General features: G+C 56.7%; 17 protein-coding genes and 2 rRNA genes. 15 read left to right on the forward strand and 4 right to left on the reverse strand.

Annotation, left to right across the window (positions count from 1 at the left end; all coding sequences use genetic code 11):
* Positions 1-214 precede the first annotated feature (214 nt).
* From AC3ISI_RS13260 to ltrA, 3 genes are all read left to right on the forward strand, one after another.
* A 23S ribosomal RNA gene (locus AC3ISI_RS13260) occupies positions 215-3,106 on the forward strand.
* Between the two features lie 148 nt (positions 3,107-3,254).
* Positions 3,255-3,370, forward strand: a 5S ribosomal RNA gene (gene rrf / locus AC3ISI_RS13265).
* A 477-nt stretch (positions 3,371-3,847) separates the two neighbouring features.
* The gene (gene ltrA / locus AC3ISI_RS13270; protein ID WP_489337361.1) at positions 3,848-5,164 is read left to right on the forward strand and encodes a group II intron reverse transcriptase/maturase; all 1,317 of its coding nucleotides are present in this window, start codon (positions 3,848-3,850) and stop codon (positions 5,162-5,164) included.
* Positions 5,165-5,528: 364 nt separating this feature from the next.
* On the opposite strand, the gene AC3ISI_RS13275 is transcribed toward ltrA, so the two are convergent.
* Positions 5,529-6,443, reverse strand: a complete 915-nt coding sequence (locus AC3ISI_RS13275; protein ID WP_489337362.1) for a LysR family transcriptional regulator — start codon at positions 6,441-6,443, stop codon at positions 5,529-5,531.
* Between the two features lie 268 nt (positions 6,444-6,711).
* Here AC3ISI_RS13275 and AC3ISI_RS13280 point away from each other — a divergent pair, with 268 nt between their 5' ends.
* The 4 genes from AC3ISI_RS13280 to pgm all read left to right on the forward strand — a co-directional run bounded on the left by AC3ISI_RS13280 (position 6,712) and on the right by pgm (position 12,981).
* The gene (locus AC3ISI_RS13280; protein ID WP_489337363.1) at positions 6,712-7,734 is read left to right on the forward strand and encodes a zinc-dependent alcohol dehydrogenase family protein; all 1,023 of its coding nucleotides are present in this window, start codon (positions 6,712-6,714) and stop codon (positions 7,732-7,734) included.
* Positions 7,735-8,295: 561 nt separating this feature from the next.
* Positions 8,296-9,756: a hypothetical protein gene (locus AC3ISI_RS13285; RefSeq protein WP_489337364.1), complete on the forward strand. Its 1,461-nt coding sequence runs from the start codon at positions 8,296-8,298 to the stop codon at positions 9,754-9,756.
* 67 nt (positions 9,757-9,823) lie between these two features.
* The gene (locus AC3ISI_RS13290; RefSeq protein WP_489337365.1) at positions 9,824-11,224 is read left to right on the forward strand and encodes an aminotransferase-like domain-containing protein; all 1,401 of its coding nucleotides are present in this window, start codon (positions 9,824-9,826) and stop codon (positions 11,222-11,224) included.
* A gap of 110 nt (positions 11,225-11,334) precedes the next feature.
* Positions 11,335-12,981, forward strand: a complete 1,647-nt coding sequence (gene pgm / locus AC3ISI_RS13295; RefSeq protein ID WP_489337366.1) for a phosphoglucomutase (alpha-D-glucose-1,6-bisphosphate-dependent) — start codon at positions 11,335-11,337, stop codon at positions 12,979-12,981.
* 62 nt (positions 12,982-13,043) lie between these two features.
* Here pgm and AC3ISI_RS13300 read toward each other — a convergent pair whose 3' ends face one another.
* Positions 13,044-13,739 carry a pirin family protein gene (locus AC3ISI_RS13300; RefSeq protein WP_489337367.1) on the reverse strand — a complete coding sequence of 232 codons (696 nt, stop codon included), beginning with the start codon at positions 13,737-13,739 and terminating at the stop codon, positions 13,044-13,046.
* Positions 13,740-13,975: 236 nt separating this feature from the next.
* Here AC3ISI_RS13300 and AC3ISI_RS13305 point away from each other — a divergent pair, with 236 nt between their 5' ends.
* A complete protein-coding gene (locus AC3ISI_RS13305) occupies positions 13,976-16,447 on the forward strand; it encodes a UvrD-helicase domain-containing protein (protein ID WP_489337368.1) in 2,472 nt (823 codons plus the stop codon).
* 62 nt (positions 16,448-16,509) lie between these two features.
* On the opposite strand, the gene AC3ISI_RS13310 is transcribed toward AC3ISI_RS13305, so the two are convergent.
* Positions 16,510-16,785 (reverse strand): DUF1652 domain-containing protein, encoded by a 276-nt coding sequence (locus AC3ISI_RS13310; protein WP_489337369.1) that lies wholly within the window; start codon positions 16,783-16,785, stop codon positions 16,510-16,512.
* A 241-nt stretch (positions 16,786-17,026) separates the two neighbouring features.
* Between AC3ISI_RS13310 and AC3ISI_RS13315 the strand changes: the two genes are divergently transcribed.
* The 5 genes from AC3ISI_RS13315 (at position 17,027) to AC3ISI_RS13335 (ending at position 21,158) form a co-directional block, all read left to right on the forward strand.
* Entirely contained in the window at positions 17,027-17,842 is an 816-nt protein-coding gene (locus AC3ISI_RS13315; RefSeq protein ID WP_489337370.1) for a helix-turn-helix domain-containing protein, read from the forward strand.
* 50 nt (positions 17,843-17,892) lie between these two features.
* Positions 17,893-19,299, forward strand: coding sequence for an NAD(P)/FAD-dependent oxidoreductase (locus tag AC3ISI_RS13320; protein WP_489337371.1), 1,407 nt, complete (start codon positions 17,893-17,895; stop codon positions 19,297-19,299).
* A gap of 30 nt (positions 19,300-19,329) precedes the next feature.
* Positions 19,330-19,671, forward strand: coding sequence for a cupin domain-containing protein (locus AC3ISI_RS13325; protein ID WP_489337372.1), 342 nt, complete (start codon positions 19,330-19,332; stop codon positions 19,669-19,671).
* Positions 19,672-19,718: 47 nt separating this feature from the next.
* Positions 19,719-20,804, forward strand: a complete 1,086-nt coding sequence (locus AC3ISI_RS13330; RefSeq protein ID WP_489337373.1) for a polyamine ABC transporter substrate-binding protein — start codon at positions 19,719-19,721, stop codon at positions 20,802-20,804.
* Between the two features lie 102 nt (positions 20,805-20,906).
* Positions 20,907-21,158, forward strand: a complete 252-nt coding sequence (locus AC3ISI_RS13335) for a hypothetical protein (protein WP_489337374.1) — start codon at positions 20,907-20,909, stop codon at positions 21,156-21,158.
* A gap of 62 nt (positions 21,159-21,220) precedes the next feature.
* Here the strand turns inward: AC3ISI_RS13335 and AC3ISI_RS13340 are convergent, their stop codons facing one another.
* Positions 21,221-21,445, reverse strand: a complete 225-nt coding sequence (locus AC3ISI_RS13340; protein WP_489337375.1) for a YgdI/YgdR family lipoprotein — start codon at positions 21,443-21,445, stop codon at positions 21,221-21,223.
* A 172-nt stretch (positions 21,446-21,617) separates the two neighbouring features.
* Here AC3ISI_RS13340 and AC3ISI_RS13345 point away from each other — a divergent pair, with 172 nt between their 5' ends.
* Entirely contained in the window at positions 21,618-23,285 is a 1,668-nt protein-coding gene (locus AC3ISI_RS13345) for a VRR-NUC domain-containing protein (protein WP_489337376.1), read from the forward strand.
* Entirely contained in the window at positions 23,282-25,561 is a 2,280-nt protein-coding gene (locus AC3ISI_RS13350) for an ATP-dependent DNA helicase (RefSeq protein ID WP_489337377.1), read from the forward strand. Before AC3ISI_RS13345 ends, AC3ISI_RS13350 begins: the two co-directional genes overlap by 4 nt.
* Positions 25,562-25,583 lie beyond the last annotated feature (22 nt).

The following is a 25,583-nucleotide window of genomic DNA, read 5'->3' on the forward strand; positions in this document are numbered from 1 at the left end:
GCTTAGAAATGAGCATTCCATCGCGATGATGGTGAATGTTGATTTCTAGTCTTTGACTAGTTCGTTCTTTAAAAATTTGGGTATGTGATAGAAAGATAGACTGAACGTTACTTTCACTGGTAACGGCTCAGGCTAAGGTAAAATTTGTGAGTTAAATTGCGAATTTTCGGCGAATGTCGTCTTCACAGTATAACCAGATTGCTTGGGGTTATATGGTCAAGTGAAGAAGCGCATACGGTGGATGCCTTGGCAGTCAGAGGCGATGAAAGACGTGGTAGCCTGCGAAAAGCTTCGGGGAGTCGGCAAACAGACTTTGATCCGGAGATGTCTGAATGGGGGAACCCAGCCATCATAAGATGGTTATCTTAAGCTGAATACATAGGCTTAAGAGGCGAACCAGGGGAACTGAAACATCTAAGTACCCTGAGGAAAAGAAATCAACCGAGATTCCCTTAGTAGTGGCGAGCGAACGGGGACCAGCCCTTAAGTGGCTTTGAGATTAGCGGAACGCTCTGGAAAGTGCGGCCATAGTGGGTGATAGCCCTGTACGCGAAAATCTCTTGGTCATGAAATCGAGTAGGACGGAGCACGAGAAACTTTGTCTGAATATGGGGGGACCATCCTCCAAGGCTAAATACTACTGACTGACCGATAGTGAACTAGTACCGTGAGGGAAAGGCGAAAAGAACCCCGGAGAGGGGAGTGAAATAGATCCTGAAACCGTATGCGTACAAGCAGTGGGAGCCCACTTTGTTGGGTGACTGCGTACCTTTTGTATAATGGGTCAGCGACTTATTTTCAGTGGCGAGCTTAACCGAATAGGGGAGGCGTAGCGAAAGCGAGTCTTAATAGGGCGTCTAGTCGCTGGGAATAGACCCGAAACCGGGCGATCTATCCATGGGCAGGTTGAAGGTTGGGTAACACTAACTGGAGGACCGAACCGACTACCGTTGAAAAGTTAGCGGATGACCTGTGGATCGGAGTGAAAGGCTAATCAAGCTCGGAGATAGCTGGTTCTCCTCGAAAGCTATTTAGGTAGCGCCTCATGTATCACTGTAGGGGGTAGAGCACTGTTTCGGCTAGGGGGTCATCCCGACTTACCAAACCGATGCAAACTCCGAATACCTACAAGTGCCGAGCATGGGAGACACACGGCGGGTGCTAACGTCCGTCGTGAAAAGGGAAACAACCCAGACCGTCAGCTAAGGTCCCAAAGTTATGGTTAAGTGGGAAACGATGTGGGAAGGCTTAGACAGCTAGGAGGTTGGCTTAGAAGCAGCCACCCTTTAAAGAAAGCGTAATAGCTCACTAGTCGAGTCGGCCTGCGCGGAAGATGTAACGGGGCTCAAACCATACACCGAAGCTACGGGTATCACTTAGGTGATGCGGTAGAGGAGCGTTCTGTAAGCCTGTGAAGGTGAGTTGAGAAGCTTGCTGGAGGTATCAGAAGTGCGAATGCTGACATGAGTAACGACAATGGGTGTGAAAAACACCCACGCCGAAAGACCAAGGTTTCCTGCGCAACGTTAATCGACGCAGGGTTAGTCGGTCCCTAAGGCGAGGCTGAAAAGCGTAGTCGATGGAAAACAGGTTAATATTCCTGTACTTCTGGTTATTGCGATGGAGGGACGGAGAAGGCTAGGCCAGCTTGGCGTTGGTTGTCCAAGTTTAAGGTGGTAGGCTGGAATCTTAGGTAAATCCGGGATTCTAAGGCCGAGAGCTGATGACGAGTGTGCTTTTAGCACACGAAGTGGTTGATGCCATGCTTCCAAGAAAAGCTTCTAAGCTTCAGGTAACCAGGAACCGTACCCCAAACCGACACAGGTGGTTGGGTAGAGAATACCAAGGCGCTTGAGAGAACTCGGGTGAAGGAACTAGGCAAAATGGCACCGTAACTTCGGGAGAAGGTGCGCCGGTGAGGGTGAAGCATTTACTGCGTAAGCCCATGCCGGTCGAAGATACCAGGCCGCTGCGACTGTTTATTAAAAACACAGCACTCTGCAAACACGAAAGTGGACGTATAGGGTGTGACGCCTGCCCGGTGCCGGAAGGTTAATTGATGGGGTTAGCTAACGCGAAGCTCTTGATCGAAGCCCCGGTAAACGGCGGCCGTAACTATAACGGTCCTAAGGTAGCGAAATTCCTTGTCGGGTAAGTTCCGACCTGCACGAATGGCGTAACGATGGCGGCGCTGTCTCCACCCGAGACTCAGTGAAATTGAAATCGCTGTGAAGATGCAGTGTATCCGCGGCTAGACGGAAAGACCCCGTGAACCTTTACTATAGCTTTGCACTGGACTTTGAATTTGCTTGTGTAGGATAGGTGGGAGGCTTTGAAGCGTGGACGCCAGTTCGCGTGGAGCCAACCTTGAAATACCACCCTGGCAACTTTGAGGTTCTAACTCAGGTCCGTTATCCGGATCGAGGACAGTGTATGGTGGGTAGTTTGACTGGGGCGGTCTCCTCCTAAAGAGTAACGGAGGAGTACGAAGGTGCGCTCAGACCGGTCGGAAATCGGTCGTAGAGTATAAAGGCAAAAGCGCGCTTGACTGCGAGACAGACACGTCGAGCAGGTACGAAAGTAGGTCTTAGTGATCCGGTGGTTCTGTATGGAAGGGCCATCGCTCAACGGATAAAAGGTACTCCGGGGATAACAGGCTGATACCGCCCAAGAGTTCATATCGACGGCGGTGTTTGGCACCTCGATGTCGGCTCATCACATCCTGGGGCTGAAGCCGGTCCCAAGGGTATGGCTGTTCGCCATTTAAAGTGGTACGCGAGCTGGGTTTAGAACGTCGTGAGACAGTTCGGTCCCTATCTGCCGTGGACGTTTGAGATTTGAGAGGGGCTGCTCCTAGTACGAGAGGACCGGAGTGGACGAACCTCTGGTGTTCCGGTTGTCACGCCAGTGGCATTGCCGGGTAGCTATGTTCGGAATAGATAACCGCTGAAAGCATCTAAGCGGGAAACTAGCCTCAAGATGAGATCTCACTGGGACCTTGAGTCCCCTGAAGGGCCGTCGAAGACTACGACGTTGATAGGTTGGGTGTGTAAGCGCTGTGAGGCGTTGAGCTAACCAATACTAATTGCCCGTGAGGCTTGACCATATAACACCCAAGCAATTTGCGTCGAAAGGCCAGATTGCGGTGTGTGAAGACGAAAGAACCGAAAGTTCGAAAGCAACGCACAAATCTATTGCATACCCATTCGCTGGAGCGTGATCTCGCAAGAGAATACGAACTGGCTACCGAATTTCTTGACGACCATAGAGCATTGGAACCACCTGATCCCATCCCGAACTCAGCAGTGAAACGATGCATCGCCGATGGTAGTGTGGGGTTTCCCCATGTGAGAGTAGGTCATCGTCAAGATTAAATTCCAAAACCCCTATCTGCGTATGCAGGTAGGGGTTTTGTTTTGGTGCGCCCAGCATGGGCGCAATCTTGTGGGTGAAAGTCCCGCCGTAAGCTGACCACAGCGAACGAAGTGAAGCGCAACTGCATGAGGGTGACCGAGTGTGGGGAGGAAGCGTGAATCGAAGCCGTGAGCCGATGGACAAGAACCGGATACAAGGCGAAGCCGATCAGGGCGAGCGAGCCAAAAATCGCGAAGCTCTTGTGGTCAAAGATCAGGCTGCGTAAATCCGGCGGTTGTGCGGGGAAGGATTGCGTTCTTACCTGGGGAGATCTCGCCTCGTGCCTGAAAGGGCGACGGCGCCAGCCGGAGCGAGAAGTCAGCAGAGGCCGTAGTAGTCTTTTTTTTTTGACGAAGGGCCGAACGAGAGAAAGCGTTATAGGCCATGTTGATGCGAACGACCGGAAGTCAGATGCCTGCCAAACGCGGGGCGGATGGAGACTGCGAGCGGTGAAGCCGTGAGAAGCTCCGTCAGTGACGAGGTCAATCGCCCGCAAGATGAAACCGACAACGCAGGGCAAGGGCTGCTGTATCGGGCCTTTGCGAGAGAAAACCTGAAGCGGGCATGGAAGCGGGTCAAGGCCAATAAGGGAGCAGCGGGCGTCGATGGTCTGGATATTGAACGGACTGCCGAACACTTGTTAACCCAGTGGGCAGCGATTCGTGAACAGCTTCTCTCAGGTGTCTACCGGCCCAGTCCGGTACGACGTGTGGTCATTCCCAAACCTGACGGCGGTCAACGCGAGTTGGGTATCCCGACGGTCACCGACCGTTTGATCCAACAAGCGCTGCTACAAGTCCTGCAGCCATTACTCGATCCGACTTTCAGTGAACACAGCTACGGCTTTCGCCCGGGACGCTGCGCGCAAGACGCCGTGTTGGCAGCTCAGCGCCACGTGTCTTCGGGCCGAAAAGTGGTGGTGGATGTGGATCTGGAGAAGTTCTTCGACCGGGTCGACCACGACATTTTGATGGATCGTTTACGCAAGCGGATTGCGGATCGGGCGGTTATCCGGCTGATTCGGGCGTATCTGGATGCAGGAACGCTGATCAATGGCGTGGTCGAGAAAAGCCGCTGCGGGGCGCCGCAAGGCGGCCCGCTGTCGCCGTTGTTGGCGAATGTGCTGTTGGACGAAGTGGATCGGGAGCTTGAGCGTCGAGGTCATTGTTTCGTGCGCTATGCCGACGATGCGAATGTGTATGTCCGTAGTCGCAAGGCAGGGCAGCGGGTGATGGCCTTGCTGAAGCGTGTGTATGACAAGCTGCACTTGAGCGTCAACGAGAGCAAGAGTGCGGTGGCGAGTGCGTATGGTCGCAAGTTTCTGGGCTACGCCTTCTGGGCATCTCCCCAAGGCGTCAAAAGAGCGGTAGCGGTCAAGGCGCGCAAGCAGTTCAAGCAACGGATACGCGAGCTCACCCGTCGCTCAGGCGGTCGCAGTATGCGACAAGTTGTGGAGAATCTACGCCCTTATCTCTTGGGCTGGAAAACTTACTTTGGGTTGTCGCAAACACCGAAAATCTGGCGAGAGCTGGATGAATGGATACGACACCGACTGCGAGCGATCCAGCTTAAGCAATGGAGGCGTGGACCGACGATCTACCGCGAACTGCGGACGTTGGGAGCCAGCAGCCAATCGGCCCGGAAAGTGGCGGCCAACTCGCATAGCTGGTGGCGTAACAGCCGATTTGAGCTGAATCGAGTGTTGGATTTGGCGTGGTTCGACAGGCTGGGACTGGTGCGACTCTCATAACCTCAATCTCTCGAACCGCCCGGTGCGGACCCGCATGCCGGGTGGTGTGGCAGGGGAGCGGCCTATGAAGGCTGCCCCCTATGCCGATTCCTCGAAAAAAGCATTAACAGACTAGTAATGGCCCGTTGCCTATGGCCCGCGCGCAGCGCAGGTGGACGTCCTTACGCGAGCATCGCTGAGCTTATGTCGGTAAGGGGCTGAAGTTCAGAACTCATGTCTGGGGACAGCGTTTTTAGTAAGCTGAAACTAGCCCTAATTACGGCCCAAAGCGGGTGGATTAAAGTGGTTTTTGCAGGCTGCAACAAATTTCAAAAGATGTTTCACATAGGAAATACGGGGCTTCCATGCCGACTCAGCAGGTTTTTCAAAGGCTATCCGGATCCCCAAAAAACATCTGAATCCTGGAGCGCAACCAGCGCTCTCCCGGATCATTGTCCTGCGAGCCGCGCCAGGCCATGTGCAATTCAAAACTGCGTACCGGCAGCGGCGGATCTTCAGCTCGGACACCACCGGCCGAGGTGAGCGCCTCGGCCGCATAGTCGGGCACTGTCGCCACAATATCGGTGCCGCTCAGCAACGTGCTCAGCCCGTTGAACTGTGGCACTGCCAGCACGACATGGCGTTTGCGCCCTAGCTTTTCCAGTTCGTCATCTATAAAACCGCTTAGATCACCTGCGAACGACACCAGCGCATGCGGCCGGGCGCAGAAGTCATCCAGGCTCAATGGTCCGGGGACGGTGTCGGCCCGCAACAGCTTTGGCATACTGCGACGCAGCACCTTACGTTTGGCGTTGGCCGGCAGGTCGGCGGTGTAGCTGACGCCGATGGAAATTTCGCCGGAGGCCAGCAGGCTCGGCATCAGAATGTAGTTCGCCCGACGCACCACCAGCACGATCCCGGGCGATTCGGCACGCAGGCGTTTGAGCAGCATCGGCAGCAGGGCGAACTCGACATCGTCCGACAGGCCGATGCGGAACACTGCGGTGCTGGTGGCCGGATCGAATTCCGCCGCACGGCTGACGGCCGTGGAAATCGAGTCCAGCGCAGGGGAGAGCAGGGCGAAGATTTCTATCGCCCGTGCAGACGGCTCCATGCTTCGACCGGTGCGCACGAACAGCGGATCATCGAACAGCCCGCGCAGGCGTGAAAGCGCCGCACTGATGGCCGGCTGGCCGAGAAACAGTTTCTCCGCAGCACGGGTCACGCTGCGTTCGTGCATCAATGTTTCGAAAACGATCAACAGGTTCAGGTCGACACGACGCAGGTCATTACGATTCATCTGGAGTCCCTGGCAGAGTCATCAAGCTTGACGAGAGCGGCCATATAAGAACAATGGCCAGCATGAATCTTACGGGGAAAGACTGCTACTCTGCACCGGGTAATTCAGTTTTCCCTGAAAGGCCGCCTCATATTCACGACATTCGATGATGTCGGTGGTGCTGCGGAATCAATGACAGGCATGTCGACTATTAATAGCCACTGATAGTCTTGGGTAGAAAGCCCGGATAGAGTTCAGGGCATTAGAGGTTACTTTGACGAGGTTTGCGATGTCCCGCACGATCCGTTTTCACAAGTTTGGTCCAGCCGAGGTGCTCAAATGCGAAGAGCATGCGGCAGCACTTCCTGCTCCGGGCGAAGTGCAGGTGCGTGTCGAGGCGATTGGCATCAGCTGGTACGACACGCTTTGGCGTCAGAACCTGGCTTCCTCCCACGCTCGCCTGCCTTCCGGCCTTGGGCAGGAAATGTCCGGCGTCATTACGGCCCTCGGCGAGGGTGTCGATGACCTGGCAGTCGGTGACAAGGTCGCCAGCTTCCCAGCCCAAAGCCCGAACGACTATCCCGTGTACGGCGAGCAGATTGTTTTGCCGCGCTCGGCACTGACGCGATATCCGCAAGTGCTGAGCCCGATCGAAGCGGCCGTGCATTACACGCCGCTGCTGATTGCCTACTTCGCGCTCGTCGATCTGGCCCGGATCAAACCCGGGCAATTTGTCCTGGTGACCGACGCCAGCCATTGTGCCGGACCTTCGTTCGTACAACTCGGCAAGGCCTTGGGCGTACGAGTGATTGCCGTCACCAAAACAGCGCAAGAACGTGAATACCTGTTATCGCTGGGTGCCGAGAAAGTCATCGTCACCGAAGAAGAAGATCTGCTCATGCGGGTCAACAAAATCACGGACAATCGCGGCGTGGATGTGGTGTTCGATGGATTGGGTGGTCCGCAGATGTCGTTGCTGGGCGATGTGCTCGCGCCTCGTGGCAGTCTGGTGTTATACGGCTTGCAAGGCGGTAACCAGACGCCGTTCCCGGCCTGTGCAGCGTTCCAGAAGAACATTCAGTTTTTTGTGCACTGTATCGGCAACTTCACAGGCAAGCCGGAGCTGGGCATCATCCAGGACCAGGCCGCATTGCAACGAGCCTTGCGTGACATTAACCAGTTGACCGCTGACGGCGTGCTTCTGCCGCTCAAGACTCGGGTCTTCCCGTTTGCCGAGTTTGTCGAAGCGCACCGCTACATGGACGAATGCCCATGCCGCGAGCGGGTGGCCCTTCAGGTCGAGCCTCAGTAACACGTTCAAGAAAAAAGTCCGTGCTTGCACGGACTTTTTCATTCTCCCTTCGAAAATATGAGGCGTTCCGTCAATCCATGGCGGGGCCGTTCAGCAACTGAACTGGTTTTTTTCCTCAATCTGTATCTTCTAATCATCATATAAGCCCCGATAATTGAATGATTACTTTCATCTCAAGGAATGAGCTATGGCTAGGTATCGGGCAGATACTTTTCAATGCGCCCAGGCAATACAAACTCAACAATTAGCGCGTTACCGAACAGTTGCCGAAAAACCCAGGGTGACTTCTTTCTTTATTTATCGTGCTACTTGTCTGTGGGACGCTGTCGGATATTTCCTAGGATCACTCGCGCCGTCGCCAGGCGCCCGTTCTGCAGGGGCTGGAGGCCTGTCGACGACGGGCGGTTTGTCGCCAAGTTTTAATCGTTTCAAATAATGACTAAAGACTAAGTGTTAGCATTTGATATCAAGTACGACACTCTAATCATGACGGGCAACCGATTGCGCAATGCAAAGCGTTGTTTGCGTGACATCGAACCTATGAGTAACAGGTAAATAATGATGACCAATACCCATGATCAGGCAATGAACTATGTTTATCAGCAAGTATTGCAACGATTGCTGAGTTTCTTTTCGCGGGCCGAACGCACTGCATTGCAGCTGTTGATTCAGCGCCTGGTGGTCGCTGCAGGTGGCATGGAACGTATTGGCGAGTACAAGGTGCTGACGATCCAGTCCGGGACCCGCGACAACTGCTACACACTTGCGCTGCTGCGTGCCGCGCAATTGAGCATTGCCGGCCGGGCACCCGCGACATTCCAGCTGCGGGTGGCGACCTTGCGCTTGAACGACGCAGCCTCGATGGCCCTTGAAAACATTCATCGCAGTTGCAGTGCGTTGTTTCTTTACGATGATCCTCGGGTTGAAGTGTTGATGGTCGATAACCGCGAGGTCCTGCCGTTCAATCACGGGGTCGGGGTCTCTGAAGCCGGCCGCGAGTCAAATCGACTCAATCTCTTGATGGTCGGTCACCGCCGAACCTGGAACGCCCCTCTGGATCTGTGGGATGACGGCTACCTGGCAACGGGCGAGTTCTACGGACAAATCGCCCGCTGGGAACGGGGCGTCGATGCCATGGTCAGTAGCGATTCACCGCGCCAGCAAAGTCAGTTTATGGAGGGATTGAACCGTGCTGCGGCAAAAGCCGGCTTCCCGAGGCCAGAGCAGCCTGAAACCGGCTATGAGCAGCTTTTCACGCGGCTTGATGAACTGGGCAGCGATTGCTATCGCGAGTTTTATTCTGGCCATGAACAGCCCGCCTGGCGACCTGCAGAAAGTTTTGAGGCGTGTCGCCGCACGACATTCATCGACATTCACGACCTGCTGGTCAGCAACCTGGAGGACCGCTGGCCATTGCTTACCGAGTTCCTCAAGTTTCAACCTGACGGGCTGATGACGAAGGTTGGCGATAACGACTACGCCAGCCTTTCGATTTCCGCACACCTGCGTGGGCTGCAAGCCAGGTTCGTGCAGGGGCGGACGTACGAGGCCGGCATTAGCGAATATTTGCAGCGACTATTAGTCATGTTGCAACGCAAGCAACTTTCAGAGCATGTGTGCGACCAGGCAATGCAGACGTACGGCAACCCGGCAACCCTGTCGGAACAGCGCGAACTGGCGCAGGCCGAGGCGCAAAGAAACCTCGGCCTCAACGAAGCTCAACTGGTGTGTTTGCTGTTTGCACCCTTTGTAGAGAACGGTGCGTCGCTTGAACGTTTTCTACGCCAGTGTCATCCCGGTATGCTCGTGGCCCTGCCCGAACTGCATCGAGCAATGCAGGGCAAGCCTGCGCCCGAGCAGGTATTGCAATGGATGATCGACGTCAGCGGGTTGCCCGTTAGCCTGATCGGTGCGCTATATAGCATGGGACCGGTGGCCAGCGCCGAAACAGCGGACACTGGACAGCAAGCAGCGCTGATCGCGATTGACGCAATGACGGGCGAACGGTCAACGGGACGTTGAAAGTGCCTGGCTTGATAACGCGCACTCAGCTGCAGTGGGGCGAACTCAGTATGTTCGGCCATTGCCCATGAAAGGACCCCGAGAAACCGACTTCGCTTATCAGGCGGTGTACCGCTACCTGACCCACCTGATCAGCGAACCGGTCAGCGACACGCGTGTGCGGCTCCCTTCGTTACGGCAATTGGCGGACCGCTTGAGTGTATCGATTTCGACCATTCAGTACGCGTATTCACTGTTGGAAAAGGAAGGCCGCGTCTATTCGGTGGCCAAATCCGGTTATTACGCACTGCCTGTGTCGTTCATCCGGCCACCGTGCAGCGGTAATGACCTGCTGGAGACGGTCTATGTGAATGCCAGGCGCCCCGGAATGCTGGTATTGAGCGCCGATGAACCCGCACTGTTGCTACCGTTGGACAGCCCGCTGTTGCTGCTTGAAAGAGAACTGTTGCGCCAGTATCCACGCCAGCCGCATCCCACTTCTCAACCCTGTGGCGAACGGGAGCTGCGCACCGCTCTGGCGGCTCGTTATACCTCCTCTCCAGCGCGCTGCTGGCACGCCGAGGATGTCTACATTGGGGCTGATCTGCGTGGCGTCCTGGAAATATTGATCGCGGTGCTTTGCCTCAAAGACGCCACAGTCGTGGTGGAGTCGCCGTGCGACTGGGGGATCCTGCGATTGTTTCAGGACGCCGACGTGCAGGTTATCGAGTTGTCATTGCAAGCGGATGGCAGTGTGGATCTTGACCATTTGCAGACACTGCTGGAAACCGAACCGGTGAGACTGGTGATGCTGTCATCCGGTCTGAGCATGCCGCGCGGCAGCGTGGCATGCGACAGCAACCGACAATCCACGGCGCAGTTGCTGGAGCGGCACGGCAGTTGGGTGTTGGAAAATGATTGTTATGGCGAACTCGAATTTGAACCCGGCCGGCCGCGGTTTCGTGATTGGCTGGACCCGGAGCGCTTGATCGTGTTTTCCACGTTCGAGAAGGTCATAGGGCCTGAAGCGCCCTATGGCTACCTGCTTTCGCGGCAACTGCGAGGTGAGCTGCAACGGCACTTTCTGCTGCGATCGTTCAGGTTATCGCCGATCCGCCAGAAGGCCATCGCGCGTCTGTACAACAATGGACGAATCGATCAGCACTTGCTGGTGCTGCGCCGGCTGCTCAAGGAGCGCAAAGTGCAGATGACTCAACTGCTGGAGGAGCGACTGGCAGACGCCTTGCACTTTGTCGACCCTCAGGGTGGCGCAACAGTCTGGGTGCGCTCGTTGCGGCGGGTCGATGTGCGCGGCGTGTTCCACCGCTTGCTTAAGCAGCAGGTCGTGGTGGCGCCGGGGGAATTGTTCAGTTTACGCGGTCTGCATGGGCAACACTTTCGGCTGAGTCATACCTTCGGCGGTGAGCATGACCTTGCCGTTGCACTGGGTCTGCTGGGGGATGCCTTGCGTCTGGAGGCCACCGATTGAGCGAGGGACTCAAACATCGTGAATCATCTTGAATCGATCCCATCGCGTTGCGGTCAAACTGTCAGTAAACTGCGTTCCATTCCTGAATCGGTCTATTCCAGAGGTTTTGCATGACACTCAGTTCTTTTGCGGGCAAACCGGCACCGGCAGAATTGTTGGTCGATATCCCGCGATTGGTAACGGCTTACTACACTGGCCAGCCTGACGCCTGCATCGCTACCCAGCGTGTAGCCTTTGGCACGTCCGGGCACCGAGGCAGCTCGTTCGACCTGAGTTTCAACGAATGGCACGTTCTGGCAATCAGCCAGGCGATCTGTCTCTACCGCGAAGCCCAGGGTATTGACGGCCCTTTGTTCGTCGGCATCGACACCCACGCACTGTCCACGCCAGCGGGTGCCAGTGCACTGGAAGTATTGGCCGCCAACGGCGTCAACGTGATGATTGCCGAAGGTGATGAATACACACCGACCCCGGCCATCTCCCACGCGATTCTTTGCTACAACCGCGGCCGTACTTCTGGATTGGCGGACGGTATCGTTATCACGCCGTCGCACAACCCGCCGCAAAGCGGTGGCTACAAATACAACCCCACCAACGGTGGCCCGGCCGATACCCATATCACCAAGTGGATCGAGGCCAAGGCCAACGAACTGCTGGCGGCCAAACTCGCCGGTGTCAAACGCATCAGTTACGAGCAGGCGCTGAAAGCCAGCACGACCCATCGTCACGATTACCTCAACACCTACGTGGCCGATCTGATCAATGTAATCGACTTCGACGCCATCCGTGATGCCAAGCTGCGTCTGGGCGTTGATCCGCTGGGCGGGGCAGGGGTGCGCTACTGGTCGGCAATTGCCGAGCACTACCGACTGGACCTCGATGTGGTCAACAAACAGGTCGATCCGACGTTCCGCTTCATGACCGTTGACTGGGATGGTCAGATCCGCATGGACCCATCGTCCACCCACGCAATGCAAGGCCTGATCGGTCTGAAAGAACGCTTTGACGTGGCCTTTGCTTGCGACCCGGATCACGACCGCCATGGCATCGTCACGCCGTCCGGTGGTTTGCTGGCGCCTAACAATTACCTCGCGGTATCGATTGACTACCTGTTCCAGAACCGCCCGCTGTGGCGCGCCGATGCTGCCGTGGGCAAAACCGTGGTCAGCAGCGGCTTGATTGATCGCGTGGCCAAGCGTCTGGGCCGTCGTTTGTATGAAGTGCCGGTCGGCTTCAAATGGTTTGCTGACGGTCTGTTTGATGGCTCTCTAGGCTTTGGCGGTGAAGAAAGTGCTGGCGCCTCGTTCCTGCGTAAGGACGGCAGCGTCTGGTGCACCGACAAGGATGGTTTGATCCCGGCGTTGCTGGCAGCCGAAATGACCGCTCGCACCGGCCGCGATCCAAGTCAGGCCTATCGCGCGTTGACCGACGAACTCGGCGAGCCGTTTTCGGTACGCGTGGATGCCAAGGCCAACCCTGAACAGAAAGCCTTGCTGAGCAAGCTGTCGCCGGACCAGGTCACCTCGACCCAACTGGCAGGCGAAGCGATCCAGAGCATCCTCAGCCATGCGCCGGGCAATGACCAGGCCATTGGAGGCCTGAAGGTCATGACCGAAAATGGCTGGTTCGCGGCACGTCCGTCGGGCACTGAAGATATCTACAAGATCTACGCCGAAAGCTTTGTAAGTGATGACCACCTCAAGCAGTTGGTGGCCGAAGCACAGACATTAGTGGATGGCGCAATCGCAGCCAAGTAATCCAGGCAGTAAAAAGGGGCGACCATCACGGTCGCCCCTTTTTTCGCCTGGCGCTTACCGATTCACGCCAGGTCGACCAGGACGATTTCGCTGTCCTCGATCGCCGTCACACGCAGCACCTGCTCATCAGCCACCGCAATACCGTCTCGAGCTTGCGCACGTAAGCCATTGACTTCAATCACACCAGTGGCCGGAACCAGGTAAGCGCGACGTCCACTGTCCAGACGATACTCGGCAGACTCACCGGCCTTGAGGTTCGCCGCCACCAGGCGCGCATCGGCGCGGATTCGCAGGCTCTGATCATCGCCGGATTTACCGCTGGCCAGGGTCACGAAACCTTCACGCTCACCTTTCGGGAACGGCTTGGCGCCCCAGGACGGTGCCAGCCCGGATTCGTTCGGGATAATCCAGATCTGAAAGATCTTGGTCGCGGTCGCTTCCAGGTTGTATTCGCTGTGAGCGATGCCGGTGCCAGCGCTCATGACTTGAACATCGCCTGCCTCGGTGCGGCCCTTGTTACCCAGGTTGTCTTCGTGAGTAATCGCACCTTCACGGACGTAGGTAATGATCTCCATGTCCCGGTGCGGGTGTTTTGGGAACCCGGTGCCGGACGCTATCACGTCATCGTTCCACACTCGCAAATTGCCCCAGTTCATGCGCTTTGGGTCATGGTACTCGGCGAACGAAAAGTGATGATGGGCATCCAACCAGCCGTGATGGGCACCGCCCAGGGAACTGAAGGGTCTGAGTTCGAGCATGGTCGTCTCCTGAAAGGGGGTTAATGGCGAGCATCATCTATCAGGTACACATCGATAAAAAGCGTAAAAAATGCCTCATTACAATCGAATTAGTTGATGCGAAATGCCCTCGAAATGTTCTCATTCAACCTTCACTTCATCGCTTAAGCCGATGACCTGAAAGCATTTCACTAGAAATCATGCGCAAATGCAGACACCATAGCCCTCAACAGCCTCACACCCTGGAGTCAGTCCGCGTGCCGCAACACACCCCCGATCTTCCGCCTGAACTTCTCCCCTTGGCCGAGATGCCGCTGCTCAAGCGCCTGGCCGCACGATTCTTCGGTCATGGCTTGACCCGCCTGCGTGCGCAGCACCGCGCGTCCTGGTTGCATGGGCAGGCTGACGGCTTTCGCAGCGGTCACAGCGCGGGGTTTGATTACGGCTTTAAAGAGGGAAAGCTCGAGGGGCTCGAAGAAGGCCGGCAAGTTCTGCTGATCCGCGATTCACGCTCAACCGAGCATCGACCACCCAGCGTCGATGACAATCTGTTTGACGATTGGCGCCTGCCATTGAGCGCTGAGCTGAAGAAACGCATGAAGGCTGATGTCGCTCGTCTGCTGCCCACTCATGCCCAGCCGAGCGTTGCGCAGTGGAAGATGATTTTCAGTGACACACCGTCGACGTCGGTGATCGCCGGGGCAGGCGCCGGCAAATCGACCACGCTGGTGTTGCGTATCCTGTTGCTGACCCACTATTTAGGTTTCGAGTTGGGCTCGATGACGGTGGTGACCTTTACTCGCGAGTCGCGCAAAGACTTCATTAATAAGCTGGTCGAGCTGTTTGCGTTGTGGGGCCGCCCACTGAGCCTGAAAGAGGCGCGTGATCTGGTGCGCACCTTCCACTCGCGAATTCTGCCGATGGTTCGCAGCTTGCCGGGGTTCGAGCGTCTGCAAGCCTTCGAAAACCTCGGCAACCGCGTCCAAAACGATGAGGAAGAAGTCGACAGCAACCCGTTCGATCTGCGCATCAATGACGCTCAACGCCAGCAGCTCAATGCCTGCTACCACCAGTTGCACACACGCGATGAGCGCTTTCGTGAATTGATCAAGCCTTTGTCCCGCCACGCCTTGCAGCTTAAGGAGCTGGAGCGTGACCACCCCGATGTGCAAAAACGCGTAGCAGTGACCGAACTGGCTGCCAAGCGCGATGAAGAACTCTGCGACGCCATTGAAGACCTGTGGTTTCGTGCCGGCGCCTGGCCAATCAAGGGTATTGAACCCAAGCGGCACTCGTTCGATATCAATGGCTCGACGTTCCGTTGCCACGGTTACATCCCGAGTCTGGATGCCTGGGTCGTTTTAGGTTTCGATCCACGGGAAAATCCCCAGGTCTGCCGCCCGAATGCCAAGCTGACGGTCCGGGCGGAATGGGCGGTAAAACGCACTCTGTTTCAAGCTTTCTGTCGTAAGCCATTGATATGGCTTGATAGTTACGAGTCGTCAAAACGCGTTTTAGCCTCGTTGGCAGGCGATGCCAGTGCGGGGCCGGGCTTTGATTACAAGGTCAAAGGCGAGCTCGCTTCTGCACCATTGCTGGACTGTTTTGTGGCGGCAGCCGGGTTTATAGAAAATCTGGGGCTGGATGTTCCGAACGCCGTTGGCCAGATGAGTTTCGCCAAGGATGACCCCGACAGTTTCTTCTTTGAGGCTTTGAGCCTGTTCTGGCGAGCGCTGGAAGATCATCTGCTTGATCAAAAACCGCCGGTGATGACCTACAACCGCATGTTCGCCTTGTTCAGCGAGCATTCCCCGGAAAACCTGAAGCTGCTCAGCGATGAGTTGCTGCGGCCACTGTCACACCTGATGATCGATGAATTTCAGGACGTATCGCCGCAGATCGTCTCCTGGATTCGCGCCAGTCTGGCCGAGATCCGCAGTCGAGGTCCGACGATGCACGTTGGGCGGGGCGCGCAGCGCTCATCTCTGCTATGCGTGGGGGATGACTGGCAGTCCATTTATGGCTGGCGCGGCAGTTCGCCGACGTATTTCATGGAGTTCAATAAAGAGTTCCCGTCGCCGAGCACTACCAAAGTCATGCTCAGCGACAACTATCGCAGTCATCAACACATCATCGACGCCGCCGAGCATATTGTCCGCGCAGCGCCAGCCATCGCAGGCAAAAAAGCCAAAGCCAGCGGCGAGCCTAAGGCGCTGTTGCCGGTAAACGTGCTGGACCGGGACGATCAGGGCATGGCCCAGCGCCTGATGGAGCATTACCGCAAGGGTGACTCAATCTTGATGCTTTATCGAAAAAGCATCGATAAGTTATTGATTGAACAGCATATTAAACCTGTTGTTAATCTTGATTCGAGCTTGCCATATGATGCGCGGCGTCTCAAACAACTGACCTATCACAGCGCCAAAGGCTTGCAGGCCGATGCGGTGTTTTTGCTGGGTGATTGCCAGCATCTGACCAGCTCCCCCTACAAAAATCAGGTTTACCGCATGGCGGGACTTGGCAAGGTCGGTGACAGTGAGCCGTATGACAGCGCACAAAAAGACGAAATCCTGCGACTGGCTTACGTCGGCATCACCCGGGCAGTGAGCCATTGCTACTGGTATGTCGAGGGGCAGGACTCGGCTGTGAACATGCCCAAGGCGTCTGACCGGATCGGCAAGGGGAAAGCGTTTTTTGCTGATCATCGGGGTACTCAGAAACTGGCGTAACCCTGAGTCGTTACCCAATAAAAAGCCCACAAAACGTGGGCTTTTTATTGAGTGTTCGGCCTTCAGGCATAGCTTTTGAGGGCTATAGGTGGAACAAATGCCTCAAGTTCATCCTCGACGGCTTCAATGATTCGCTCGACATCCGCCGCATTCATGACCGTTGCGCAAGGAATACCGGCAATGGCGATCGTGGTTTCGCCACTGGCACGATCAAATAATCGGGCGATCATGCTGCCCGGCGCGTCCATGCTCGCCTCAAATCCCATGGGATGAAAATGCCAGCGCATCAGCTGGCAGGCGTTTGGAAACGTAACTTTGCTGAATGACCCTTTATTCATATGTAGCCCGCCTTCTTCATCGAGCGCTTCCTTTAGCTCATGTTAGGAGGGGAAGAGCCTTCAATGGCTCAACCGGTGACTGCCTTTAAAAGTAGCATCCGAATGTGAAATCCATGTGATTTTTTTTTGGCCGTTGGGCGGTTCGTAGCGTTTATTTGATGAGGGTCTCCTGACCATTTCTTCAGCCATTGAACCCCGGGCAGAAGTTCGGCAAGCTCGCGGTTTTTCCGTAGAGACCTTTATGCACCCCGATGATGATGGGCCGCAGCAAACCCGGGCCACGGGCGAGACGGTCATGCGCTACCACTTGTGCTGGAAGCACCGTGACCTGGACGGCGTCATGGCGCTTTATCACCTAGACATCCAGTACCACGATTTTTTCCAGAACCGCGTGATGGGGCTCGACGATCTGCGCGAGTACGTGCGCGTGAGCATGCCTCGCAACCCGGATGAAGCGCTGGAACACTCGGACCGGATTCGCCTGGACGGCAACACAGCATTTATTCAGTACCGGATGACGTTGCGGGGCGGTGAGGGGCTGGTGTCCTTCCACACCAGCGAGGCGATCACCGTTCGTGATGGATTGATCTGGCGGGTCAACGAATACGCCACACTGGTCCATGAGCAGCCGCCCAGCGCAGCGACCAAAACACTGCGTCCGGCCGTCAGTCGACTCGGTCTGTCCCCACGTCAGTTGAGTTTAATGGCCGATGACTTGCAGCAGTATTTCCAGCACCAGCAACCCTATCTAGACCCCGAACTCGACCTGCAACGGGTGGCGAAGGAGTGCGGCTACAGTCGCAACCAGATTTCCTACCTGTTGAATCAAGTGCTGGGCCAGAGTTTCTATCGCTACGTTAACCAAGCGCGCCTGCAACATTTGCTCGGCACGCTAGACACTGCCACACCGCCGGTACGCATCGACGAACTGGCGTTTGCCGCGGGGTTCAATTCGTTGTCGGCGTTTTACACCTGTTTTCGCCAGCACACCGGTCTGTCGCCCAAGGCGTACGCCAAACAAATTTCCTTGCGTGCCCGCGCGCAAGACAACCCCTGAGCCCTCGCACTAGGATCGACGCCATCGAAGTTTGAGTGGCGGAGTCTTGCATGTCGGCGTGGCGCACTATCAGTTTATGGATGGATCAACTCGACGAGCCGCTATTGGCCCGTCCGGCGCTGGAACACGATCTGGATGTCGACGTGGCAATCATTGGCGCCGGGTATACCGGGCTCTGGACCGCGTATTACTTGAAGCGCCTGGCGCCGGACCTGAACATCGCCATTGTCGAAGCACAAACCGCCGGTTTTGGCGCCTCGGGCCGTAATGGCGGCTGGTTGATGGGCAACCTGTTGGGTGAAGACCGCTTGCTCGCCGGCTTGTCCCCGGAACATCGCCGCGCCTCATTCGACTTACTGCACGGCATTCCTGATGAAGTAGACGTCGTGCTGAAGCGCGAAAGCATTGACTGCGATTACCGCAAAGGCGGGGTGCTTTACTGCGCTGCACGCTACCCCGAGCAGGAAGCCAGCCTGCGCCGCTATCTGGATGACCTCTACCGTCAGGGCCTGACCGAAAGTGACTACCGCTGGCTCAGCCCCGAGCAACTGGCGCAACAGATCAGAGTTGCAAAGCCTTATGGCGGTATCTATGCACCGCACGTTGCGACCATCCACCCGGCAAAGTTGGTGCGAGGCTTAGCACGGGCGGTGGAGAACATGGGGGTCAGCATCTATGAAAACAGCGCCGTCACGCAGTGGCAATCGGGGAGCTTGCGCACTGCCAAGGCAGCGGTTCGCAGTCGCTGGATTGTCCCGGCGGTAGAAGGTTACGCGACGACGTTGCCGCCGTTGGGTCGCTATCAAATGCCGGTGCAAAGCTTGATCGTTGCCACCGAGCCACTTTCCGCTGCGACATGGGACGAAATCGGCCTGAATAGCGGCCAGGCCTTCAGCGAGAGCAGCCGTCAGGTGACTTACGGCCAGCGCACCGCCGACAACCGCCTGGTGTTCGGGGCGCGGGGTGGTTACCAGTTTGCCGGCAAGTTACGCCATGACTTCGACCTGACGAGCAGCGAAGTGCAGCTACGACGATACCTGTTCGGCGAGCTCTTCCCGCAACTGAAGAATGTGCGGATTACCCACGCCTGGGGCGGCAACCTCGGTATGTCGCGGCGTTTCAAACCGCACATGCTCTGTGATCACGCCAGCGGCATCGCCTTGTCCGGCGGTTATGGAGGGGAGGGCGTCGGTGCCAGCAACCTGGGCGGCAGAACCCTCGCCGACCTGATTCTTCAGCGCGATACCGAGTTGGTGCGCCAGCCTTGGGTCATGCCGCAAGGCGGGCTCGACACACTCAAGGCCTGGGAGCCAGAACCCTGCCGCTGGCTCGGTTACAACGCGATCATCCGCAGCTTCGTCCACGAAGACCAGACCCTGGCCAACCCGGCTACCGCACCCTGGCGCCGAAAGCTGGCCAGCGGGGTCGCGGGGTTCATGGAAGGTTTCATGCAGTAAACAATGCTTTCTCCATCGACAGGTACGCCCATGAGCATCACGCAACTCAAGAATACCGCCTCCCTGAAACTTGAAGAATCCAACCCCGTCGCGGTGCCACTGGGAAAACCGGTGGCAGTAGCCTCGACCACCAGCGTCGAGCGCGACGATGGTGTCGAAACCGGTGTCTGGGAATGCACGCCCGGACGCTGGCGCCGACAGATTGTGGCCCAGGAATTTTGTCACTTCATCCAGGGCCGTTGCACCTTCACCCCGGACGACGGTGAACCTCTCTACATAGAAGCCGGCGATGCATTGATGTTGCCAGCCAACAGTCTCGGCATCTGGGATATCCAGGAAACCGTGCGCAAGACCTACGTTTTGATTTTTTGATCTTCTGATTGCCTGCCAATAACAAAAGCCCCTACAGGAATCGACCCATGATCCGAAAGACACTGACACTGGCGCCACTTGCACTCGTCGCGACCCTCAGCCAGGCGGCCGAGACGGTCAAAATCTACAACTGGTCCGACTACATCGCCCCTGACACCACGAAAAACTTCCAGAAAGAAACCGGTATCGCTTTTACCTACGACGTCTACGACAGCAACGAAACCCTCGACGGCAAGTTGATGACCGGTAAATCCGGGTACGACGTAGTGTTCCCGTCCAACCATTTCATGGCGCGACAGATTGAAGGGGGAGCGCTCAAGAAGCTCGACAAGGCTCAATTGCCGAACTGGAAGAACCTCAATCCGGTTCTGCTCGCGGCTTTGCAGACCAACGATCCGGGCAACGAACATGGCTTTCCGTACCTGTGGGGCAGCACGGGCATCGGCTACAACATCGCCAAGGTCAAGGCCGTGCTGGGCGACAGCGCCCCCGTGGATTCCTGGGATCTGATCTTCAAACCCGAGAACATGGAAAAGCTGCAAAAATGCGGCGTTGCCATCCTCGACAACGGCCCTGAACTTTTGCCCGCCGCTCTGAACTACCTGGGCCTGCCGCCTCACAGTAAAAACCCGGAAGACTATAAAAAGGCCGAAGCGCTGCTGCTTAAAGTCCGGCCATACGTGAGCTACTTCCATTCGTCCAAGTACACCAGCGACCTGGCCAACGGCGACATCTGCGTAGCGGTCGGCTTCTCTGGCGACATCCTGCAAGCCGAGAATCGGGCCAAGGAAGCCAACAACGGCGTCGACATCGGCTACGCCATTCCCAAGGAAGGCGCCGCCATTTGGTTCGATATGGTCGCGATGCCCGCCGATGCGCCGGACGAGAAGGCCGGCTACGCCTTCATGAACTACCTGCTGCGCCCGGACGTCATGGCCAGCGTCAGCAACTACGTGCACTACGCAAACGGTAACGAACAGGCAGACAGCCTGATCGACCCGACGATCAAAAACGACACCAAGGTTTATCCAAGCCCTGAGATGATGGGCAAGCTGTTCGCGCTGGAGGCGATGCCACTGAACATTGACCGGGTCCGTACGCGGGTGTGGAACAAGATTCGGACGGGGAGTTAATCGCCCTTCGCTGGCCCATACCTGTAATTTCTGACAGTAGATGCCTGCCGAAGTAGCTCATAGAGTGAACTCGCAGGCATGGAGTCTGCTGGAGAGAGCTCAATGAAAAAGTCAGCATTCAGAAATTTGATCGAAGAAGAAATTGACGACGCAGTCGGGGAATTCACTTCGAATGGCACTACATCCGATGACATCGCTTTAGGGCGATTAAATGTATTGCTGAGCCTTCGTCGAACGCTGGACAGCAAGTCGACGCCCGAAGACATCGGAACGTGGGGCGCGTTCAACGATATTCTCCAACTGTTGAGGGTGCTCGATAGTAAGGAAACAATGTTCTCTGGAATTGAAACTTAGCGACAGATTTGCCGTACGGTGGCGGGGAGCGAGCCTGCTCACGATGAACGATAACGCGGTCCTTAGTCTTCCTTGCGAACCGTGGCCACATCCTTGGCATTGACCCTCACCTTCTTGCCTGAAATATCTTCGAACTCGTAGAAGCCGTCCTTGGTCTTGGTATTCGGCATGTCCTTGGTCAAATACTGGGTGCCGTTTTGCAGGGTCACGACCGTCGGCGTCGAGCAGCCGGTCAAGGCTAACAAGGCTGCCGTGGCCAGCGACAAACCCAGGTTTTTGATATTCATATTCACCTCTCACGATGCTGAAAAGTTCCTCTATTCCGGTTGGTGCCTTCGATCGACATGGAGTTCGATGCCCAACTGAAAAATGACCAAATAACGCCGCCGCTTATCCTTTTCCGTTTGCACCGCACCGCGGGTAACTGTTATCTGTACGCATAACCAGTACTCGCTTGCCATGGCGCTTTTCCTTGTGACTGCAAATCCCCTCGACGACCCGTTCTATTACCTCAACAACTTCATGCAAGTGCTTGACTGGCTTGAACATCGTTATGCCGATGTATTAAGTGTAGAAGAGCAAGCGTTCATCCGTGCTTTCACCCGGCTGCCGAGGGAGTCGCGGGCGCTGCTGGTCAGGATGGTGATGCGCAAGGGCGTGCATTTCAGGGCCGGCAAACTGAATTACGTCGAAATCGGTCCGATCGCCAGCGCGGCCGAGCCGTTGCTGGTCGCAGGCTGGATCGATGAAGCATCGCCCTTGCACATCGAGGAGTTGTTCGATGTGCTGCTAAAACCCGAGATTGTTCAGTGCTTCGGCACTGCCATTGATCAGCCTAAGGGCAAGAAAGGTGATTGGCTCCCCCTGCTGAGCGAACAGTTCCCCGAGGCCAAAAGCTTTGCCCAATGGTGCCCTGCATTGAATGACCAGCTGTACACCCTGAGCATCATGGACCTGTGTGACCGGTTTCGACTGATGTTCTTCGGCAACCTCTATCAGGACTGGTCCGAGTTTGTGCTGGCCGATCTCGGTATCTTTACCTATGAAAAAGTCGAATTCAGTGCCGAGTCCCGAGGCTTGCGCAGCCGTGAGGACGTGGACGCCTGCCTGTACCTGCACCAATGCCAGCAGCATTTCGAGGCGGGCGAACCGCTGGCGTCCATCGTCGAGCAAATCAATGGGCTGACACTCAGCAATCCGTGGCTGCAACGTCGTCGCGGCAAGTTGCTATTCCAGATTGGTCAGCACTGCGAGCGCATCGCCGATTTCGCCTGCGCACTGACGATATACCGCGACTGCGACTATCCCGGCGCACGCGTGCGGCTGATTCGCGTGCTGGAGCGCTGTGGTGACTATCAGCTCGCCCTGGACCTGGCTGCCCATGCGCAGCAGTCACCGGAGAGCGCCGCCGAGCATCAACATTTGCTGCGCGTGCTGCCCAGACTGCGGCGCAAACTTGGCGGTCCGGCGCTGAAGCGGCCAGCCCCCCGGGCGATGCAACGACTGGATCTTCATTTGCCCAGAACCGATCTGGCGCTGTCGGTGGAATTTTACGTGCAGGCACACCTGGCAGAAGAACAGGCGCCGGTGCATTACGTCGAGAACAGCCTGATCAACTCACTGTTCGGGTTGTTGTGCTGGCCAGCCATTTTCGCGCCGCTGCCGGGGGCGTTCTTTCACCCGTTCCAGCGCGGGCCGGTCGACCTGTTGCATGAAGACTTTAGTGCGCGCCGTGCCGAACTGTTCGAGGCGTGCCTGGCCGAGCTCGATGACGGTCGTTACCGGCAGACGATTCGGGAGCGGTATGCCGCCAAGTGGGGCCTGCAGTCGCCATTTGTATTTTGGGGCGTACTGAACGAAACGTTGCTGGACCAGGCACTCGATTGCCTGCCGGCGGAACACCTGAAGCACTGGTTCAACCGCCTGTTGCTAGACATCAAGGCCAACCGCGCTGGCATGCCGGATCTTATCCAGTTCTGGCCGCTGCAAAAAACCTACCGCATGATCGAAGTCAAAGGCCCCGGCGACCGGCTACAAGACAACCAATTGCGCTGGCTTGAGTTCTGTCATGAGCATCAGATGCCCATTGCCGTCTGTTACGTGCAATGGGCGGAGCAGACCGCTTGAGCTACAGCATTGCGGTACGGGCGCTGTGTGAATTCACCGCCAAGGTGGGCGACCTGGACCTGCGTTTCACCCCGTCACCGACGGCGCTGGAAGGCATCGTCGGGCACCGCACGGTGGCGTCCCGGCGCAGCGACGGTTATCAAAGTGAAGTTACCCTTGAAGGCGCCTACAAAACCTTGCGGGTGAAGGGCAGGGCGGATGGCTATGATCCGGGGCAAAACTGCCTGGAAGAAGTCAAAACCTATCGCGGCGACTTGAGCAAACAACCGCTCAACCACCGGCAGCTGCACTGGGCGCAGGCAAAGATCTATGGCTGGTTGATGTGTTGCAAGCTGGAGCTGGCGCAGATCAACCTGGCGCTGGTGTATTTCGACATCGTCAGTGAAAAGGAAACCTGTCTGGTCGAGGCATTCAGCGCTGCGCAACTGCAGCAGTTCTTTGAACTTCATTGCGCGCAGTTTCTACACTGGGCCGAGCAGGAAATGACCCATCGTGCGGCGCGTAATCAAGCGGCGCAGCAATTGGCCTTTCCCCATGTCGGGTTCCGTCCGGGGCAACGGCATCTTGCCGAATCCGTGTTCAAAGCCGTCAGCACCGGGCGCTGCCTGATGGCGCAAGCGCCGACCGGCATCGGCAAAACCGTGGGTACGCTGTTCCCGATGCTCAAGGCCCTGGCGCCGCAGCAACTGGACAAGGTGTTTTTCCTCACCGCCAAAACGCCGGGGCGCAAACTCGCGCTGGACGCTGCACAGGCGATCCTGCAAAGCGCCGATGCGCCGCCACTTCGGGTGTTGGAAATGATCGCCCGGGACAAAGCCTGTGAGCACCCGGACAAAGCCTGCCACGGCGAATCCTGCCCCTTGGCACGGGGTTTCTATGATCGTTTGCCCGCCGCTCGCCAGGCCGCCAGTGAGCTGAGCCTGTTGAATCAGAGTGCTTTACGCGAGGTGGCACTGGCGCATGAGGTTTGCCCCTATTACCTGAGCCAGGAAATGGCCCGTTGGGCCGACGTGGTGGTCGCGGACTACAACTATTACTTCGATTTCAGTGCGCTGCTATTCGGGCTCGCCCAAGCCAATAACTGGACGGTCGCGGTGCTGGTCGATGAGGCCCATAACCTGGTGGAACGCGGCCGGCAGATGTACAGCGCCAGCCTCGACCAGTCGACCCTCAACGGCGTACGTAAAACCGCGCCTGAGCCGCTGAAAAAATCCCTGCAGCGGGTGAATCGGGAATGGAATGCCCTGCATAGCCCGCAATCCGGCGCCTATCAGGCGTACGACAGGCCACCGGAAAAACTGCTCCAGGCCTTGTCTTCGTGCAGCGCGAGCATCGGTGACTACCTCAACGATCACCCGCAAGGGTTGGACAGCTTGCTGCAAAGTTTCTATTTCGACATGCTGCAATTCAGTCGGGTGGCTGAACTCTTCGATGAACAGTTCCTGTTCGACATCAGCAAACGCGACCTCGACCGCACGCGCCCACTGTCACAGTTGTGCCTGCGCAATGTGGTGCCAGCCGGGTTCATCCGCCCGCGCCTGACCGCTGCACGCAGCACCGTGCTGTTTTCGGCGACGCTGAGCCCGCGGCATTACTACGCGGACCTTCTGGGCACCCCCGCGAATACGGTGTGGATTGATGTCGAGTCGCCGTTTCATGCGGATCAGCTAAAAGTACACATCGTCAACCAGATCTCGACACGCTTCATCCACCGGCAAGCGTCGCTTGAGCCGATTGTCGAGCTGATCGCCCGGCAATTTGGCGAGCGCCCCGGTAACTATCTGGCGTTTTTCAGCAGCTTCGATTATTTGCAACAAGTGGCGCAGTTGCTCGCCGAGCGTCACCCGCACATTACGCTGTGGTCGCAGTCCCGGGGAATGGGGGAAGCGCAACGGCAAAACTTCCTCGACCAGTTCACCGCGCACAGCCAGGGCGTCGGCTTTGCGGTGTTGGGCGGAGCCTTTGGTGAAGGCATCGATTTGCCTGGCACACGGTTGATCGGCGCGTTCATCGCCACCCTGGGCCTTGCGCAACTCAATCCGGTCAACGAACAGCTGAAACACCGCATGGCTGTCATTTTCGGTGCCGGTTATGACTACACCTATCTGTTTCCAGGGGTGCAAAAAGTGGTGCAGGCCGCCGGGCGCGTGATCCGTACCCAGCAGGATCAGGGGGTGGTGATGCTCATCGATGACCGGTTTGGCGACAGCAAGATTAAACAGTTATTGCCACGTTGGTGGTCGGTTGAGTCGAAGCATTTTCGCGCTGTAGAGTAGGATTTTTTACTTTAAAAAACAG

The sequence above is a fragment of the Pseudomonas sp. GL_139_B genome (assembly GCF_057834475.1).

What these genes read in the sequence shown, in the direction of transcription:
- ltrA (WP_489337361.1), top strand. Translation starts at nt 3,848, where the DNA reads ATGGAGACTGCGAGCGGTGAAGCCGTGAGAAGCTCCGTCAGTGACGAG.
- AC3ISI_RS13275 (WP_489337362.1), bottom strand. Translation starts at nt 6,443, where the DNA reads ATGAATCGTAATGACCTGCGTCGTGTCGACCTGAACCTGTTGATCGTT.
- AC3ISI_RS13280 (WP_489337363.1), top strand. Translation starts at nt 6,712, where the DNA reads ATGTCCCGCACGATCCGTTTTCACAAGTTTGGTCCAGCCGAGGTGCTC.
- AC3ISI_RS13285 (WP_489337364.1), top strand. Translation starts at nt 8,296, where the DNA reads ATGACCAATACCCATGATCAGGCAATGAACTATGTTTATCAGCAAGTA.
- AC3ISI_RS13290 (WP_489337365.1), top strand. Translation starts at nt 9,824, where the DNA reads ATGAAAGGACCCCGAGAAACCGACTTCGCTTATCAGGCGGTGTACCGC.
- pgm (WP_489337366.1), top strand. Translation starts at nt 11,335, where the DNA reads ATGACACTCAGTTCTTTTGCGGGCAAACCGGCACCGGCAGAATTGTTG.
- AC3ISI_RS13300 (WP_489337367.1), bottom strand. Translation starts at nt 13,739, where the DNA reads ATGCTCGAACTCAGACCCTTCAGTTCCCTGGGCGGTGCCCATCACGGC.
- AC3ISI_RS13310 (WP_489337369.1), bottom strand. Translation starts at nt 16,785, where the DNA reads ATGAATAAAGGGTCATTCAGCAAAGTTACGTTTCCAAACGCCTGCCAG.
- AC3ISI_RS13315 (WP_489337370.1), top strand. Translation starts at nt 17,027, where the DNA reads ATGCACCCCGATGATGATGGGCCGCAGCAAACCCGGGCCACGGGCGAG.
- AC3ISI_RS13320 (WP_489337371.1), top strand. Translation starts at nt 17,893, where the DNA reads ATGTCGGCGTGGCGCACTATCAGTTTATGGATGGATCAACTCGACGAG.
- AC3ISI_RS13325 (WP_489337372.1), top strand. Translation starts at nt 19,330, where the DNA reads ATGAGCATCACGCAACTCAAGAATACCGCCTCCCTGAAACTTGAAGAA.
- AC3ISI_RS13330 (WP_489337373.1), top strand. Translation starts at nt 19,719, where the DNA reads ATGATCCGAAAGACACTGACACTGGCGCCACTTGCACTCGTCGCGACC.
- AC3ISI_RS13335 (WP_489337374.1), top strand. Translation starts at nt 20,907, where the DNA reads ATGAAAAAGTCAGCATTCAGAAATTTGATCGAAGAAGAAATTGACGAC.
- AC3ISI_RS13340 (WP_489337375.1), bottom strand. Translation starts at nt 21,445, where the DNA reads ATGAATATCAAAAACCTGGGTTTGTCGCTGGCCACGGCAGCCTTGTTA.
- AC3ISI_RS13345 (WP_489337376.1), top strand. Translation starts at nt 21,618, where the DNA reads ATGGCGCTTTTCCTTGTGACTGCAAATCCCCTCGACGACCCGTTCTAT.